The 15,313-nt window shown below is 73.6% G+C and carries 18 protein-coding genes and 1 riboswitch; of the genes, 5 read left to right on the top strand and 13 right to left on the bottom strand.

Annotation, left to right across the window (positions count from 1 at the left end; translation table 11 throughout):
- Positions 1-53 precede the first annotated feature (53 nt).
- The 8 genes from ACZ4W5_RS18470 to rpmB all read right to left on the bottom strand — a co-directional run bounded on the left by ACZ4W5_RS18470 (position 54) and on the right by rpmB (position 5,301).
- Positions 54-875, bottom strand: coding sequence for a thioesterase family protein (locus ACZ4W5_RS18470; protein WP_360230041.1), 822 nt, complete (start codon positions 873-875; stop codon positions 54-56).
- A 147-nt stretch (positions 876-1,022) separates the two neighbouring features.
- On the bottom strand, positions 1,023-1,460 hold the full coding sequence (gene nusB / locus ACZ4W5_RS18465) for a transcription antitermination factor NusB (protein ID WP_350508646.1): 438 nt from the start codon (positions 1,458-1,460) through the stop codon (positions 1,023-1,025).
- Positions 1,461-1,464: 4 nt separating this feature from the next.
- Positions 1,465-2,028: an elongation factor P gene (efp, locus tag ACZ4W5_RS18460; RefSeq protein WP_360230043.1), complete on the bottom strand. Its 564-nt coding sequence runs from the start codon at positions 2,026-2,028 to the stop codon at positions 1,465-1,467.
- A gap of 76 nt (positions 2,029-2,104) precedes the next feature.
- A complete protein-coding gene (locus ACZ4W5_RS18455; protein ID WP_360230045.1) occupies positions 2,105-3,211 on the bottom strand; it encodes a M24 family metallopeptidase in 1,107 nt (368 codons plus the stop codon).
- Positions 3,212-3,321: 110 nt separating this feature from the next.
- A complete protein-coding gene (gene rpmF / locus ACZ4W5_RS18450) occupies positions 3,322-3,495 on the bottom strand; it encodes a 50S ribosomal protein L32 (RefSeq protein ID WP_465655533.1) in 174 nt (57 codons plus the stop codon).
- A gap of 80 nt (positions 3,496-3,575) precedes the next feature.
- On the bottom strand, positions 3,576-4,754 hold the full coding sequence (locus tag ACZ4W5_RS18445) for a CobW family GTP-binding protein (RefSeq protein ID WP_465655613.1): 1,179 nt from the start codon (positions 4,752-4,754) through the stop codon (positions 3,576-3,578).
- A gap of 5 nt (positions 4,755-4,759) precedes the next feature.
- A complete protein-coding gene (gene rpsN, locus ACZ4W5_RS18440) occupies positions 4,760-5,065 on the bottom strand; it encodes a 30S ribosomal protein S14 (protein WP_360230049.1) in 306 nt (101 codons plus the stop codon).
- Positions 5,065-5,301 carry a 50S ribosomal protein L28 gene (gene rpmB, locus ACZ4W5_RS18435; protein WP_360230051.1) on the bottom strand — a complete coding sequence of 79 codons (237 nt, stop codon included), beginning with the start codon at positions 5,299-5,301 and terminating at the stop codon, positions 5,065-5,067. Before rpmB ends, rpsN begins: the two co-directional genes overlap by 1 nt.
- Before the next feature lie 163 nt (positions 5,302-5,464).
- Here rpmB and rpmG point away from each other — a divergent pair, with 163 nt between their 5' ends.
- On the top strand, positions 5,465-5,629 hold the full coding sequence (rpmG, locus tag ACZ4W5_RS18430; protein ID WP_221753949.1) for a 50S ribosomal protein L33: 165 nt from the start codon (positions 5,465-5,467) through the stop codon (positions 5,627-5,629).
- A gap of 30 nt (positions 5,630-5,659) precedes the next feature.
- Entirely contained in the window at positions 5,660-5,908 is a 249-nt protein-coding gene (locus tag ACZ4W5_RS18425) for a type B 50S ribosomal protein L31 (RefSeq protein WP_360230053.1), read from the top strand.
- 84 nt (positions 5,909-5,992) lie between these two features.
- Here the strand turns inward: ACZ4W5_RS18425 and ACZ4W5_RS18420 are convergent, their stop codons facing one another.
- Entirely contained in the window at positions 5,993-6,565 is a 573-nt protein-coding gene (locus ACZ4W5_RS18420; RefSeq protein WP_465655531.1) for a helix-turn-helix domain-containing protein, read from the bottom strand.
- A 212-nt stretch (positions 6,566-6,777) separates the two neighbouring features.
- Here ACZ4W5_RS18420 and ACZ4W5_RS18415 point away from each other — a divergent pair, with 212 nt between their 5' ends.
- Complete coding sequence (locus tag ACZ4W5_RS18415; protein ID WP_465655530.1) at positions 6,778-7,647, top strand: EamA family transporter; 870 nt, start codon at positions 6,778-6,780, stop codon at positions 7,645-7,647.
- A gap of 9 nt (positions 7,648-7,656) precedes the next feature.
- Here ACZ4W5_RS18415 and nicT read toward each other — a convergent pair whose 3' ends face one another.
- On the bottom strand, positions 7,657-8,781 hold the full coding sequence (gene nicT, locus ACZ4W5_RS18410) for a Nickel transporter NicT (RefSeq protein WP_360230059.1): 1,125 nt from the start codon (positions 8,779-8,781) through the stop codon (positions 7,657-7,659).
- A 32-nt stretch (positions 8,782-8,813) separates the two neighbouring features.
- A riboswitch (cobalamin riboswitch) is annotated at positions 8,814-9,007 on the bottom strand.
- A gap of 81 nt (positions 9,008-9,088) precedes the next feature.
- On the opposite strand from nicT, the gene ACZ4W5_RS18405 reads away from it, so the two are divergent.
- Positions 9,089-9,472, top strand: coding sequence for an ArsR/SmtB family transcription factor (locus ACZ4W5_RS18405; RefSeq protein ID WP_360230061.1), 384 nt, complete (start codon positions 9,089-9,091; stop codon positions 9,470-9,472).
- 179 nt (positions 9,473-9,651) lie between these two features.
- Entirely contained in the window at positions 9,652-11,214 is a 1,563-nt protein-coding gene (locus tag ACZ4W5_RS18400; protein ID WP_465655527.1) for a hypothetical protein, read from the top strand.
- Positions 11,215-11,220: 6 nt separating this feature from the next.
- On the opposite strand, the gene ACZ4W5_RS18395 is transcribed toward ACZ4W5_RS18400, so the two are convergent.
- The 3 genes from ACZ4W5_RS18395 to ACZ4W5_RS18385 all read right to left on the bottom strand — a co-directional run bounded on the left by ACZ4W5_RS18395 (position 11,221) and on the right by ACZ4W5_RS18385 (position 15,106).
- A complete protein-coding gene (locus ACZ4W5_RS18395) occupies positions 11,221-13,218 on the bottom strand; it encodes a regulator (RefSeq protein ID WP_465655525.1) in 1,998 nt (665 codons plus the stop codon).
- 70 nt (positions 13,219-13,288) lie between these two features.
- Entirely contained in the window at positions 13,289-14,098 is an 810-nt protein-coding gene (locus ACZ4W5_RS18390; protein WP_402485342.1) for an Fpg/Nei family DNA glycosylase, read from the bottom strand.
- Between the two features lie 78 nt (positions 14,099-14,176).
- Positions 14,177-15,106, bottom strand: a complete 930-nt coding sequence (locus tag ACZ4W5_RS18385; protein ID WP_465655611.1) for an AAA family ATPase — start codon at positions 15,104-15,106, stop codon at positions 14,177-14,179.
- Positions 15,107-15,313: the final 207 nt, after the last annotated feature.

Genomic DNA, 15,313 nt, shown 5'->3' with positions numbered 1-15,313 from the left:
ACGTACGGCGTGTCACGGAAATGTAACCACCGGTAATAGGGGTCGTCACGGCCTCAGCGCGGCACCCGGGCCAGCTGGCGGGACTGGGCGACCAGGCGTCCGGACTCGTCCCAGACCTCGGCGTCCTCCTCGAAGTAGCCGCCGGCCACGTTGCGGGTGGAGTGGACGACCCGCAGCCAGCCCGGGGCGGGCCTGGCCCGCAGGTGGACGGTCAGCTCGACGGTCGGGGCCCAGCCCGGCAGGCCGAGGTCGAAGGTGACCGGCGGGAGCGCGTCGGCGACCAGCAGGAGCAGCAGCGGGTCGGGGTCGCGGCCGTCGGCGAGCCGGAACCAGCCCTGGATCCGGCCGTTGCCGGAGGGCTGGCCGAGCGCCCAGCCGACGGTGGCCGGGTCGAGCCGCAGGTCGAAGCGCTCCAGCAGGGCGGCCTGCTCGATCAGCTGCTTGGGCGCGTGCTCGACGCCGATGCACTGGTCCGGCGGCGGCAGCTGCGGCGGGGTCGCGGTGGTGCGCACCTCCCCGTCGGCGGTCGAGAGGTCGCCGTGGCTGGCCACCACGCGCAGGCGTTCGACGCCGTCCTGGCTGAGCGAGGCGGTGCCGGTGGACAGCCCGCGGCCGGTGCGCAGCACCTCGGTGCGGACGGTGGCCGGGCCGGGGGTGGAGGCGGACAGGTAGTAACCGCTGATCGACACCGGGTCGGGGTGCTGCCCGTGCTCCAGCGACAGCGCGTGTCCGGCCACCGCGAGCAGCAGCCCGCCGTTGACCCCGCCGCCGATCTGCCAGCCGGCGCCGAGCTCGGCCTCGTAGCGGCCGGCCTCCTCGGGGTGTCTGGTGAGGGCGATGCCCCGGTCGAACTCGCTGCGGGTCGCGGTGGTCATGGCTGTGGCCTGCCCTTCGGGTCACCGACGGCGCCGTCGGCGAAGTTACTGACGAGTAGGGTCCACCCTACGCCCACCGGCCGAAACGCGGAACGGCCGCAGGCCCCGGAAATCCGGGGGCCTGCGGCCGTCTGCGAACTGCACCGACTAGCGGCGGATGCTCGGCTTCAGCTCCAGGAAGCGGGCGAGCATGCCGTTGACGAAGGCCGGGGAGTCGTCCGTGGAGAACTCCTTGGCGATCTCCACGGACTCGTCCAGGACGACCGCGTCCGGGACGCCGTCCTCCCAGATCAGCTCGTAGGCGCCGAGCCGCAGGACGTTGCGGTCCACGATCGGCATCCGGTCGAGGGTCCAGCCCACCGCGTACTGCTCGATCAGGTCGTCGATGCGACGCGCGTGCTGGACGTACCCCTCGATCAGCTCCATGGTGTACTCGCCCACCTGCGGGGTGCCCTCGTCGGGCTTGGGCTCGCGGGCGCGCGCCACCCAGTCGGCGAGGACCTGCTGCGGGTCGACCCCGCGGTGGTCGGCCTCGAAGAGGATCTGGAAGGCCCGGGTGCGGGCCTTGCTACGTGCGGCCGACACGGACTTACTTCACCCGGCCGAGGTAGCTGCCGTCGCGGGTGTCGACCTTGACCTTCTCGCCGGTGACGACGAAGAGCGGGACCTGGATCTCGGCACCGGTCTCCAGGGTGGCCGGCTTGGTGCCACCGGTGGAGCGGTCGCCCTGGACGCCCGGCTCGGTGTGGGCGATCTCGAGCTCGACGGAGGTCGGGAGCTCGATGTAGAGCACCGCGCCCTCGTTGGTCGCGACGAGGGCCTCGAAGCCCTCCAGCAGGTAGTTGGCGGCGTCACCGACGATGGCCGGCTCGATGGTGAGCTGGTCGTAGGTGTCCATGTCCATGAACACGAAGTTCTCGCCGTCCTTGTACGAGAACTGCATGCCGCGCTTGTCGACGTTGGCCGTCTCGACCTTGGTGCCGGCGTTGAAGGTCTTGTCGACGACCTTGCCCGTCAGGACCTCCTTGAGCTTCGTACGCACGAAGGCCGGGCCCTTGCCGGGCTTGACGTGCTGGAACTCGACGACGGACCAGAGCTTGCCGCCCTCCAGCTTGAGGACCATGCCGTTCTTGAGATCGTTCGTGGAAGCCACGGGCGCACTTACTCCTGGATATAGCTGTCAAGGAACCAAGGGTCGCGTCCTGCCGCCGTCGGCCCGGGGGCCGCCGTCACAGGGCGAGGAGCTCCTTGGTGGTGATGGTGAGCAGCTCGGGCCCGCCCTCCTCGAGGGGGCGCACGACGAGCGTGTCCTCGATCCGGACCCCGCCCTTGCCCGGGAGGTGGACTCCCGGACCGACGGTGACCGGCACGCGGCTGTCCAGTTTACCCATGTCCGACGGACCGAGGCGCGGCGCCTCCCGGATCTCCAGCCCGATGCCGTGGCCGACCGGGTGCGGGGAGGCCTCGGTGTACCCGGCCGCCTCCAGGACCTGCCGGGCCACCCGGTCGGGTACGCACTGCTCCACGCCCGGGCCGAGCGCCTCCCGGCCGGCCCGCTGGGCGCGGAAGACCAGCCGGTGCAGCTCGACCTGCCAGGGTGCGGGAGCGGCGCCGATCACGAAGGTCCGGGCGGTCGAGACGCCGTAACCCCGGTACTGGGCGCCCATCACCACGGTGAGGAAGTCGCCCTCCTCCACCCGGCGGTCGGTGGGCTGGTGGGCCGGCTGGCCGGAGTGGCTGCCGGTGCCGACCGACACCGGGAAGGCCGCCCGGTCGGCGCCGTGGTCGATCATCCGGCGCTCCAGCTCCATCGCCAGGTGGCGCTCGGTCCGGCCGACCAGGATCGACTCCAGCAGCTCGCCCAGCGCCTGGTCGGCGATCTCGGCGGCGATCCGCAGGTCCGCGATCTCGTGCTCGTCCTTGACCACCCGCAGCCGCTCCACCACCTGGCCGAGGTCCGCCAGCCGGCCGCCCTCCAGCAGGCCCGCGACCGCCCGGTGCCGGGTGACGGTCAGGTCGTGCTCCTCGACCGCGAGGGCGCGCACCCCCAGCCGGCCCGCGGTGGCGGCGGCCGCCAGGGCGGTGTCCGCCCCGGCCGTCACCGGCACCTGGGTGACGTCGGCGGCGATCAGGTGCTCCCCCGAGTCGTCCGGCGGCAGGTCGTCCGGCAGCGTCAGCAGCACCCGGTCCCTTGTCAGCAGCAGGGTCGCCCCGCAGGGCGCGCAGCCCGTCAGGTACCGCACGTTCGCCGCCCGGGTGATCAGCGCCGCGTCGGCCCCGGCCGCACTGCAGTGCTCCCTCACCCGCTCCCGCCGCCCCGCGTACGCATCCGCCATGCGTCGAGCCTACGAACCCCCGGCCCGAACCGCCCGCCGAGCACCCCCGAGGGATGCGCCGGCACCCCACTGCGCCCCGCGCGCCCCCGGTCACGCCCTCCTGCCCGCCGTCACCTCCCCTCCGGGTCGAGCAGGCCCCGGCGGTAGGCCGCGACGAGGTTCTGCGGGACGAGCATCTCCCGACCGTTCAGGGTGATCGGGACGAGCTTCGGGCCGGTCGCCTTCCACTGGGCGCGGCGGTGCCGGGTGTTGCTGCGCGAGGTCTTGCGCTTGGGGACTGCCATCGGGGCTCCTTGTCGGGTGGTGCCGGGTGGACCGGATCGGTCAGAGGTGGACGGGGTCGGTCAGAGGTGGACCGGGTCGGTCAGAGGTGGACGGGGTCGAGGAGGTCCCGGAAGCCGTCCGGGAGGGCCTTCCAGCCGGGTTCGCCGGCGGCGAGTTCGGCGTCGGTGAGCAGGCAGGAGTCGAGCAGTTCGGTGATGCCGTCCACGTCCAGCCCCTCCGCGGTGAAGCTGAGCTGCTGCACCCGGTCCCCGTGCAGCGGGTGCCAGTCGAGGGCGGCCGCGGCGCGGCGGGCCGGCGGGTAGAGGTCCCAGGCGGCGTCGGGCAGGGCGGTCAGCCAGGGCCCGCACTCCTCGACCGCGAGATTGGCCCCGGCCGCGTCCCAGGCGAGCATCAGGTCGGGCCGGTTGGCGAGCCAGAACCGGCCGCGGCTGCGCTGGGCGGCCGGGACGAGCAGTTCGAGGGCCCCGTGCAGCCGTTCCGGGTGCAGGGGGCGGCGGCGCTCCCAGACCAGGGTGCTCACCCCGGCCTCGTCGCTCTCCTGGGGGAGCAGCGCGATCGCCGGGTTGACGCGGTCGCGCGCGGCGGCCACGTCGAAGCCGCCGAGGGCGGCCCGGGTGAGCGCGCCGGTGCCGAGCCGGACCACCCGGGCGGTCGGGTGGAGCTGGCGCAGCAGGGCGAGCCCGGGCCCGTGCGCGGTGGCGCGCGGCACGGCGAGCGTGGTGGCGTACTCGATCTGGTGGGCGAGCGCCTCGGCGCGGGTGCGGTCGTCCTGGGCGGCGGTGTGCAGCCCGTGCTCCACCAGCTCGTCGGAGACGGACAGGTCACCGATCAGCCGGTCCGGGTCGACGGCGGTGACCACGCCCGCGAGTTCGACCGCCTCCGCCAGCGGGCGGCCGTCCGCCTCGCCCCCGGCGAGCAGCTCGACGGCGGGGTGCGGGTCGCTGCCGCCCCAGAGTTCGACCACCGCGAGCCCGTGCCGGCCGCCGTCGGCGAGGGCCAGCAGCCGGGGCAGCAGGTCCTCGCGCAGGGCGCAGCACGGGCAGTCGTTCACCAGCGGGGTCGAGCCGGTGTCGAACGCCCCGTCGGCGTCCCGCAGTTCGCGGTGGACCAGGCCGAGCGAGGCGTCCCGCAGGTCGTGCCGCAGCACCACGGCGTCCACCGCGGCGGCCGCCAACTCCTGGACGACGGCGCTGCGTTCGTCCGAGTGCAGTCCGGCGACCACCACCACCGGGAGCCGGGTGCCGTCCATGCCGCCCATGCCGGTCACCAGCTCGCCTTTCGCACGCCCGGCAGGTGCCCGGCGTGGGCGTGGACGCGCAGGTTGACCCGGGAGAGGCCGAAGGCGCGCAGGTAGCCGCGCGGCCGGCCGTCGACGGCGTCGCGGTTGCGGACCCTGGTGGCGCTCGCGTCGCGGGGCTGGCGGGCGAGCTCGGCCTGGGCGGCGGCGCGCTCGGCGGGGTCGGTGCCGGGGTGGGCGATGATCCGCTTGAGCTCGGCCCGGCGCTCGGCGTAGCGGGCGACGATCGCGCGCCGCTGCTCGTTCTTGGCGATCTTGCTCTGCTTGGCCATCAGACCTTCTCCCCCCGGGCGCGGATGCGGGCGACGGCGGCCTCGACGCCGATCGTGTCGACGGTCTTGATCCCCTTGGCGCTCAGCACCAGCCGGACGTACCGGCCCTCGCTGGGCAGCCAGTAGCGCTTGCGCTGGATGTTGGGGTCGAAGCGGCGCGGGGTGCGGCGGTGCGAGTGCGAGATCGCGTTGCCGAAGCCGGGCCGGCGACCGGTGAGCTGGCAGTGGGCGGACATGGGTGCTCCCTGTCGTCCGGGAATGGGCAGGACGGAGGTCACGTTACACCAGATGAAAATGACTTCCATTTCGGTGTACGGTTCCGATCCAGCCCCGCGGACCCCGCACCACGAGACCCCGGGACCCGAAGCCCACGAGCCCGCGACCCCAGGAGGACGCCCGATGGCCCGCAACGAACTGCGCCCCGTGATCAAGCTCCGCTCCACCGCCGGCACCGGCTACACCTACGTGACCCGCAAGAACCGGCGGAACGACCCGGACCGGATGGTCCTGCGCAAGTACGACCCGGTCGTGGGCCGGCACGTCGACTTCCGCGAAGAGCGCTGACCGCACGAACCCCCTCGGAGGAGCCCCACCATGCAGCCCGGAATCCACCCCGCCTACCGCCCGGTCGTCTTCCGCGACAAGGTCGGCGGCCTCGCCTTCCTCACCCGCTCGACGGCCACCAGCGACCGCACCGTCGAGTGGGAGGACGGCAAGACCTACCCGGTGATCGACGTCGAGATCTCCTCGGCGAGCCACCCCTTCTACACCGGCCAGTCCCGGGTGCTCGACACCGCCGGCCGGGTCGAGCAGTTCCGCCGCCGCTACGGCGACCGGCACTGACGACGGAACGCGAACGGCGCCTCCCCCGGCTCGGGGAGGCGCCGTTCGCGACGTACGGGGACGGCGCGACGTACAGGGACGGACTCAGCGTGGCGGCGGCACGGACACCACCATGGTCAGCCGCAGCTCCCGCTCCCCCGCGTTGCGGTAGACGTGCGCGAAGGAGGCGTCGAAGGAGACCGTGCTCCCGACCGGCACGGTGTGCTCGCGCTCGCCGTGCAGCAGGGTCAGCTCGCCCTCGACGACCCGGAGGATCTCCACCGTCCCGGCCGGGTGCGGCTCGGAGGAGTACTCCTCACCGGGCGCCATCCGCCACTCCCACAGCTCCAGCGGCCCGGGCGCCTCGATCCCGTGCAGCAGGGTGCCGGTCCCGCCGGCCGGCCCGTTCCAGAGCGGGACGGCCTGGTCGCCGGGCACGATCCGGACGTCCGGGCCCTCCTCGTAGTCGAGCAGGGTGGCGATCGAGACGCCGAGCGCGTCGCCGAGCCGGACCACGGTGGCCACGCTCGGATTGGTGCGGCCCTGCTCGATCTGGACGATCATGCCCCGGCTCACCCCGGACCGGGCGGCGAGGGCGTCCAGGGTGTGGCCGCGCTCGGTGCGCAGTCGCTTGAGGTTCCGGGCGAGGGCCCTGGAGACCAGGTCGGGGTCCGGCACGCGGGCAGTCCTCCGGTGTCTCACCGTACGAGAAGTACAGAATAGTGTTCGGCCGAGTTCAGTTTTGTGCACTACGCTGCCGTTCCGGCAACAAGTCCATCCGACTGTACTTCGGAGTGCATTGTGCTGTCCTCGATCCCCCACGCCTCGATCCCCTGCGCCTCGGCCCCCCGGGCCTCGACCCCGCACGCCGTGAGCCCCGGGGCGCTCCGGTGACCGCCCTGCTCGCCCTCGCCGCCAGCCTGCTCACCGGCCTCGGCGACTTCGGCGGCGGCATCCTCACCCGCCGACTGCCCGCACTCGCCGTCGTGGTCGTCTCCCAGGCCACGGCCGCCGCCGTGCTGCTGCTCGCGGTGCTGGCCACCGGCGGCTGGGCCGACGCCTCCCCGGCCCTCTGGTACGCCGTCGCCGCCGGGGTGATCGGCCCGTTCGCGATGCTCGCCTTCTACCGGGCGCTCGCCCTCGGCCCGATGGGCGTGGTCTCCCCGCTGGCCACCGTGGGCGTCGCCGTCCCGGTCGGCCTCGGGCTCGCGCTCGGCGAGCGCCCCGGCCCGGCGCAGCTGGCCGGGATCGCGGTGGCGGTGGCCGGCGTGGTGCTGGCCGGCGGGCCCGAACGCGGCGGACCGGCCGCCGCCCGTACCGCCCTGCTGCTCACCCTGGCCGCCGCCTTCGGGTTCGGCGCCAACATGTCCCTGCTCGCCCAGGCCTCGGCCGGCGGCGGGCTGCTGCTGGTGCTGTGCGTCCAGCGGCTGGTCAACATCGCGGTCGGCGGCGCCGCGCTGCTGTACTCGCTGCGTGGCGTGTACTCGCTGCGTGGCGCCGCCGACGGCGGACTGCTGCCCGGGCTGCGCTCCCGGCTGCCGCTGCTCACCGCCGTGGGGCTGCTCGACGTGGCCGGCAACGCCGCCTACGCGTCGGCCTCGCACGGCGGCTCGGCGGCGGTGGCCGCCGTGCTGGCCTCGCTCTACCCGGTGGTCACCGCGCTGCTGGCGCGCGGGGTGTTGAAGGAGCGGCTGCGCCCGGTCCAGGTGGTCGGCGCCGGGCTCGCCGTGGCGGGCACGCTGCTGCTCGCGGCGGCGTGACCCCGACCGCTACTGCTGCTGCTGCGCGGGCGTCCAGCGCTTCTCGACACCCGCCAGCTTCCAGTACCCGATGGCGATCGCCCACACCACCACGAACAGCCCGGCGATCGCGTAGCCGACGTTGTCCAGCGAGATGTCCGCGATGAACCCGGTCACCGGGTCGGTCAGGTCGAGCTTCTCGTGCAGCACGCCGACCAGCTCGATGGTGCCGATGATGAAGGCCACCGCGATCGACAGCCCGGTGATGGTCAGGTTGTAGTACACCTTGCGCACCGGGTTGGAGAAGGCCCACTGGTACGCGAAGTTCATGAACGTCCCGTCCAGGGTGTCGAACAGGCTCATCCCGGCCGCGAACAGCAGCGGCAGGCAGACGATCGCGTACCAGGGCAGCCCGGCCGCCGCGCCCGAACCGGCCATCACCATCAGGGTGACCTCGGTCGCGGTGTCGAAGCCCAGGCCCAGCACCATGCCGACCGGGAACATCTGCCCGGGCCGGGTGATCGAGCGGGTCGCCCGGTTCAGGATCCGGGCCATGAAGCCGCGCGAGTCGAGGTGCGCCTCCAGCTCCGACTCGTCGAACTGCCCGGCCCGCATCGAGCGGAACACCTTGAGGATGCCGAGCAGCGCCGCCAGGTTGAGCGCGCCGATCAGGTAGAGGAAGGCGCCGGAGGCCGTGGTGCCGACCACCCCGAGCCACTTGTGGGTGGCCGAGTCGTCGTCCATCAGGGTGTTCGCCAGCTGGGCGCCGCCCGCCACCAGGGCGGCCATGATGACCACCATCGAGGAGTGCCCGAGGGCGAACCAGAACCCGACCGAGACCGGCCGCTTGCCGTCCGCCATCAGCTTGCGGGTGGTGTTGTCGATCACCGCGATGTGGTCGGCGTCGAAGGCGTGCCGCATGCCGAGGGTGTAGGCGGTGATGCCCAGGCCCACCCCGAAGACCTGGGTGCCGACGGCGTAGTTGTGCGGCGCGACCAGGAAGATGAGGGTCCCGAAGGCCACCACGTGCATGGCCAGGATCACCCCCATCAGCCCGGCGGTACGGACGGTGTCCTCGCGCTTCCACCGGAAGGTGGGCAGTACGGAGGGGGCGGGGTCCGCCTCGGCGGGCGCGGCGGTTTCGGGCAGGGTCATCTTCGGATCACGCTCCAGCACCTCGTGGAATGACTTCGTGAGATGCCGTGGCCGGTCTCCTGGCTTACGGGGCTCCCGGACCCGCCTTCCCAGGCGCACGAAGCGCCCAGTGGCATGTGGGTCCGGACTTCTCTCCCCCGATCACAGTGGCGAGGGCCGCTCCGGAGCAGGACCTGTCGAAGGTCCGTCACCGGTATTCCCGAGCACCACGGCGGGGAACACCGTAGGGGCAGGACCGCACCCTCGCAAGGTTGCGCACCTGTGCAGGTGTCCAGGATCACAGGTCGTGAGCTGCCAGAATGTCCGCATGCATCTCGTACCGGCCGACCGCGCGGGCCACCGCACCATCGACGGACACCGGGTCTGCGAAGCCATCGCCGCCATCGGTGACACCGAGCACGTCCGGTCCTGGGCCGAGCGGTTCTCCCTGCTCGCCGACCCCGGACGGCTCGCCCTGCTGCTCGCCCTCCACCGGGCCGGCCCGCTCGCCGTCAGCGACCTGGCGGTCGCCACCGGCATGCGCGACCCGGCCGTCTCCCAGGCCCTGCGGCTGCTCCGCACCGCGGGAGTGGTCACCGGAGACAAGGACGGACGCGTGGTGCGCTACCGGCTCGTGGACGACGCCATGCGCCCCCTGCTCGACGAGTGCGCCGCCGCCGACCACGAGGAGCCCGCCGCGGCGGCGGGCTGACCGACACTCGGCAAACCACGCCGGGGGCGCGGGGGGATGAGTACGATCTTCGTGTGCTGATTCGCCTCCGGCCTCGGCCTTGGCCCGACGACTCACGCTGGGATTCCCGACCGGTCACGGCGCGCGTCCTCGCCGTCGCCCGCACGCTCACCTCGGCCACCCGGGTTCTCGACGTGCTCATGCTGCTGCGTGGTCAGGACGGCATCAGGTTCTACATCACCGTCAACCCCGGCTCGGAGTTCGCCACCGGACTCGACGACTACCTCCGCACCCTGCCCGGCAACATCACCGTGATGCCCTGGAAGGAGGCCGTCCGCTACGAGTTCGACCTTGCTGTCGCCTGCGCCGTCCACGCCTCCATGCACCGGCTGCACGCGCCGCTCGTCGTCCTCCCGCACGGCGCCGGGTACAACCGGCTGGTCACCGAGTCCACCGGCGACCCGGTCAGCGCCGCCGGCCTGTCCCGGCGGGAACTCACCTACCGGCGGCGGGTGTTCCCCAGCGTCGTCGGCCTCACCCACTCCGAACAGTTCGGCCGGCTGGCGGACTGGTGTCCCGAGGCCCTCCCCCGCGCCCGGGAGGTCGGCGACCTCTGTCACGACCGGATGCAGCACAGCGCGGACTCCCGGGACCGCTACCGCGCCGCGCTCGGCGCCGTCGACGGACGGCGCCTGGTCGTGGTCAACTCCACCTGGAGCGAACACTCGTTATTCGCCCACGCCCTCGACCTCCCGTCGTCTCTCATCGCCCAGCTCCCGGCCGACGAGTACACCGTGGCGGTGATCCTGCACCCCAACATCTGGGCCAAGCACGACCCGGAGGCGATCCTCGCCGCCGCCACCCGCTCCGGCCTGCGGCTCATCCCGCCGCACCAGGGCTGGCAGGCCACCGTCGTCGCCGCCGACTGCCTGATCGGCGACCACGGCTCGGTCTCCTTCTACGGTGCGGCCCTGCGGCACCCGACCCTGCTCGTCACCACCGGCGCCGCCGAACTGGACCCGCGGTCCCCCACCTACGCCTTCGGCCAGGCCGCGCCCGCGCTCGATCCGCACAGCGACCTGCTGGCCCAGATCGAACAGGCCATGGCGAAGCACGATCCGGCCTCACTGCAGTCGATCACCGACCGCTCGCTCGGCCGACGCGGTCGTTCCGGCGAGCTCCTGGCCACCCTGCTGCACGACTTCCTGCCGGCCGTCGACCGGCCGGCCAAGGCCCCGGACCTGCCGCCCTACCCGGCACCCGTCCCGCTACCCGCCGAGTCGCCGACGGCCTACGACGTCGAGGGCGAATGCCGGGGCAGCGAGGTCAGCCTCCGCCGGTTCCCGATCGTCGTCCCCGAGCGCCACCGCCCCCGAGGCTTCCACGTCGCGAGTACCGAGGAACCCGTCCGAGAACTGAAGTTCACGGCGGAGGTCCTGGCCCGCACCACGATCCGGGCCGAACGGCCCGCCGAACACTGGCTCGCCGAGGCCTCGGCCGACTGGCCGAGCGCCGCCGTGCTGGTGGCCGCCCTCGGTGAGGCCCGCCACCTGGTCCGCTTGCCCGACGGCCTGCTCCTGGAGGCACAGGCCGAGGAAGCCTGGGGCACCACCGAGCCGCTCCTGGACCCGCTTCTGCTGGGCTCCGCGCTCGTCCTGTGGCTCGCCGACGGCGGCGAGCCGGCCCTGCTGCCCGACCACGGCCTCACCATCCGCACCGGCACCCACCTGACCCGGGTGGCCTTCACGGCACGACCGGCCTAGACGCGCCTAGGCCTCCGACTCTCCCAGCCAAGCCCGGCTGCGTGCCGCGAGCGTGGCATCCCCGAGCTCCTCCGCGAGCGAGAGCAGCAGTCGGTGCGCCTCCCGCTCCTTGGCGAGCTGGCCGAGCTGCGCCGCACGTCGCACGCACTCCTCCGCGCACCGGACGGCCGCCTCCAGGTCCCCCAGGTCTCGGTACGCACGGGCCCGCACCAGCGGCAGCCGCATCAGCATCGGCTCGTCCTCGGTGCGCTCGGCGGTCACCGCCGCCTCGTCCAGCACACCGATCGCCTCACCCGCCCGCCCGGCCGCGATCAGGGCCTGGGCGATGTTGTAGTCCTGCACGACCTCGCCGTGCGGATCGCCCTCGTTGGCCTCCCTGGCCAGGGCGAACCGCTCCACCGCACGCTCCGGACGCCCGTCGGCCAGGCAGAGCAGACCGTCGGTCTCGTACAGCACGCCGCTCAGCCGCGGCTCGTCGACGAGCGGCAGGATCTCCGACGCCATCGCCACCTGCTCGACGGCCAGCGGGTACTCCTTCAACTCGTAATGAGCCCGCGCGAGTTGGTTGCGCATACGGATCACCGCGTCCGGGCGGTTGTCCCACTGCGCCGACTCCACGCCGAGCCGGTGGGTCTCGATCCAGTCGCCGTAGTTCTTGTCGCTGTGGTACAGGGCCCAGAGCGACTCGCACAGCCGCCACACCTCGCCGTGCCAACCCTGCTCCGCCGCCGCCCGAACGACCTCCCGCAGATCGGCCCGCTCGGCCCGCAGCCACCCGAGTGCGCTCTTCTTGTCGGTGAACCCGGGCAGCCCCGCACCGCTGCGCTCCTGGAGCCGGAGACGGTCCCCGAGCACCAGGGTGTCCGCCAACGCGGCCCGGCCACGGAAGTACCCGACGGTCCGGGCCAGCAGGTCGAGGCGCTCGGGCAGTTCGCGGGCGCACCCACGCGCGTGCAGCCGGACCAGGTCGTGAGCGCGGAAGCGCCGCCCCGGGCCGTCGTCGACGACATCGTCCAGCAGGTGCGCGGAACGCAGCTCACGCAGGCCTTCCGACGCCCGGTCGATCCCGGCCGCCTCGGCCAACTCCGCCGAAACGAAAGGCCCCGGGTTGACGCCCACCAGGTGGTAGAGCGCCTTGGCGTGCGGGGACAGCCGCCGGACAACCGGGTCGAGCATCCTGTCGATCCCGCCCTCCTCGTTGTCCAGCGACACCAACCGGTGCGCCGGATCCGAGAGTTCGGCCAGGGCCTGATCGATCTCCAGCTCGCCGTCCAGCAGTTGGTAGCCCATCGCGTTCAGGGCCAGCGGCAGGCCGTCGCAGAATCCGACCAGCTCGGCGACCTCCTGGTCGGTGCCCCGGCCCGGGCCGAGCCAGCAGCGCACCAGTTCCACGCCGGCCGCCGGACTGAGCGGATCGAGCTGGAGCACCTCGGCGCCGTCCAGTCTCAGCCCCGGCAGCCGTCGGCGGCCCGCGACGACCACCAGGCCGCCGGCCGGCAGCAGCCCCCTGACCTCGGCCGCGTGCTCGACGTTGTCCAGGAACACGAGCACCCGGCGCTCGGCCGTGATCGTCCGGAACCGCGCCGCCCGCTCCGGCAGGGTGCCGGGGACGTCCGCCACCCCGAACTCCCGGAGGAACCCGGCCAGCACCTCGCTGAGGTCGACCCCGCCGAGATGGCGGTACGCCGCGAGATCGGCGTAGAGGTCCCCACCGGGGAAGAGGCCGCCGTGCCGCGACACGAAATGGGCGATCAGCTCCGTCTTCCCGACCCCGCCGAGCCCGGTGAACGCCACGATCCGGGGCCTGCGCTCCTCGACCCGGCCGACCGCCGCCACGAGGGTGGCGAGCTCTCGCTCCCGGTTGACGAAGAAGTCCCGGGACGGCCGGACCTGATGCGGCGTCCGGAGGCTGTCGTGCAGCTGGACCGTGACGTTCCCGCCCTGGATCACATTGCCGTGCACCACCGCGCCCGACAAGCTGTTGGACACCTCGTAGCCGTCCACCCGTCCGCTCCCTCCGACCAGCCCGGGCCCAGCCTACGGCGTCGGGCGGCCCGTGACGCCTGAATCCTCCTCAGGCCGCCTGGCAGGTCGGGCACCAGAACAGGTTGCGCGCCGCGTGCGCCTCCGTCCGCACCTCCGTGCCGCAGACCAGGCAGGGCATCGCGGCGCGGCGGTAGACGTACACCTCGCCGCCATGGTCGTCGACGCGCGGCGGGCGGCCCATCGCCTCGGGGGTGTGCTCGGGGCGCACGGTGTCGATCCGGCCGGCGGCGACACCCTGGTGCATCAGGGCGACCAGATCGGCCCAGATCGCGTCCCACTCGCGGCGGGTGAGGTCGCGACCGGCCCGGTGCGGGGCGATCCGGTGGCGGAACAGCACCTCGGCGCGGTAGACGTTGCCGACCCCGGCCAGCACCTTCTGGTCCATCAGCAGCGCGGCGACGGTCGTACGGCTGCCCGATATCCGGCGCCAGGCGGCCTCCGGATCGGCGTCGGCGCGCAGCGGGTCGGGGCCGAGGCGGGCGGCGACGGCGGCCTTCTCCGCCCCGGTGACCAGCGCGCAGGTGTTGGGACCGCGCAGGTCGGCGTAGCCGTCCTCGTTGGCCAGCCGCAGCCGCACCAGTCCGACCGGTTCGGGCGCCGGGCCGGTGCCGAAGGTGAAGCCGCCGTAGAGCCCGAGGTGGACGTGCACCCAGCCGCCCTCCTCGAAGCCGAGGAAGAGGTGCTTGCCGGTGGCCTCCGCGCCGGTGAGCAGCTGGCCGTCGAGCGCCTTGGCCTCGTCGGCGAAGCGGCCCTGCGGGCTGGAGACCTGCACCGGGCGGCCGCCGAAGGCCTTGCGGTTCTGGCCGGCGAGGCGGTGGATGATGTGGCCTTCCGGCACGGGCGTCAGCTCCCGGGGTGGTTCTGGCAGGACCCGTCCATCATCTCAGCCGCCCCCGACCGGGCCCGAACCCCGTGGTCAGCGGACCGGCATGCCCATCAGCCGGGCCAGGATGACCCGGTCCAGCTCGGCGGCCGTGCCGGCGACGTCCAGGTACGAGTTGTCGATGATCGGCAGCCCGGAGTTGTACCAGCCGGCCATCCGCCCGTGGATGCGCGCGACCTCCTCGTCACCGAGCCGCCTGGTGCCGCCGCGGCGGGCGTTGCGGCGCAGCACCGAGTCCAGGCTGGGCAGCAGCACCACCGGGATCATGCCCGGGCCGATGTGCCGCTTCCAGCCGCCGAGGCCGATCGCCGGGCGGTCCGGGAAGACGGCGTCGTCGATGATGCAGGAGATGCCGTTGGCCAGGTAGTTGCGGCAGGCGAAGCCGCAGGTGCGGCGGGCCAGCCGGTACTGGGCCTCGGAGGCGTTGTTCCAGCCGGCCTGCGGGTTGGCGAAGCCGGACTGCACCCACTCGCGGACGTCGTCCAGGCTGATGTGCGCGGTCGGGGTGCCGCGGCGCTCGGCCCAGTACCGGGCGACGGTGGTCTTGCCCGCCCCGGCCGGGCCGATCAGCAGGACGGCGATGGGGCCGGCGGGCGCGTGGCGCTGCGAGGGGTGGGCGGGGAGCTGGACGGGCGTGCCGGCGGGCAGCACGAAGTGCCCGGTGCCGCCGGCCGGGACGGGCGCGGGCTGCGGTGCCGCAGCCGGGGCGGGCACGGGGTTCGGCACCGGGGCCCGCGTCGCGACGGGAGCCGGAACCGGAGCCGGAGCGGCCAGGGTGGCCGGGGCCGGCCGGGGTGCGGCCGGCGGCGGCGCGACGGGAGCGGGAGCCGGAGCCGCGGCGGGTGCAGCGGCGGGCGGCGGGGGAAGCGTGGTGGCGGGCGCGGCGACCGGGGCCGGAGCGACCGGCGGCGGTGGCACCGGTGCCCCCGGCGTGGACACCCCCGCACCGCTCCCCGGCGGCACCGGCGGAGCGGCGGGACGCGGCGGGACCTCCCCGCCTCCGGCGTACTGCGTCACGGCACCTCCCGACACCTCTCAGCGGGGACATTACACGGCGGCGCGGGGGGGGGGGGGGGGCGGGGGGGGGGGAGGGGGGGGGAGAGGGGGGGGGGGGGGGGGGGTGCCGATCGCCGCCGTACCCCACCGGACGACCAACAGTCCAAACCCCCT

It is taken from the genome of Kitasatospora sp. NPDC029367 (assembly GCF_055569135.1).
The sequence above is the reverse complement of the archived record's forward strand: the minus strand, read 5'-3'. Positions and strand labels throughout refer to the sequence as shown.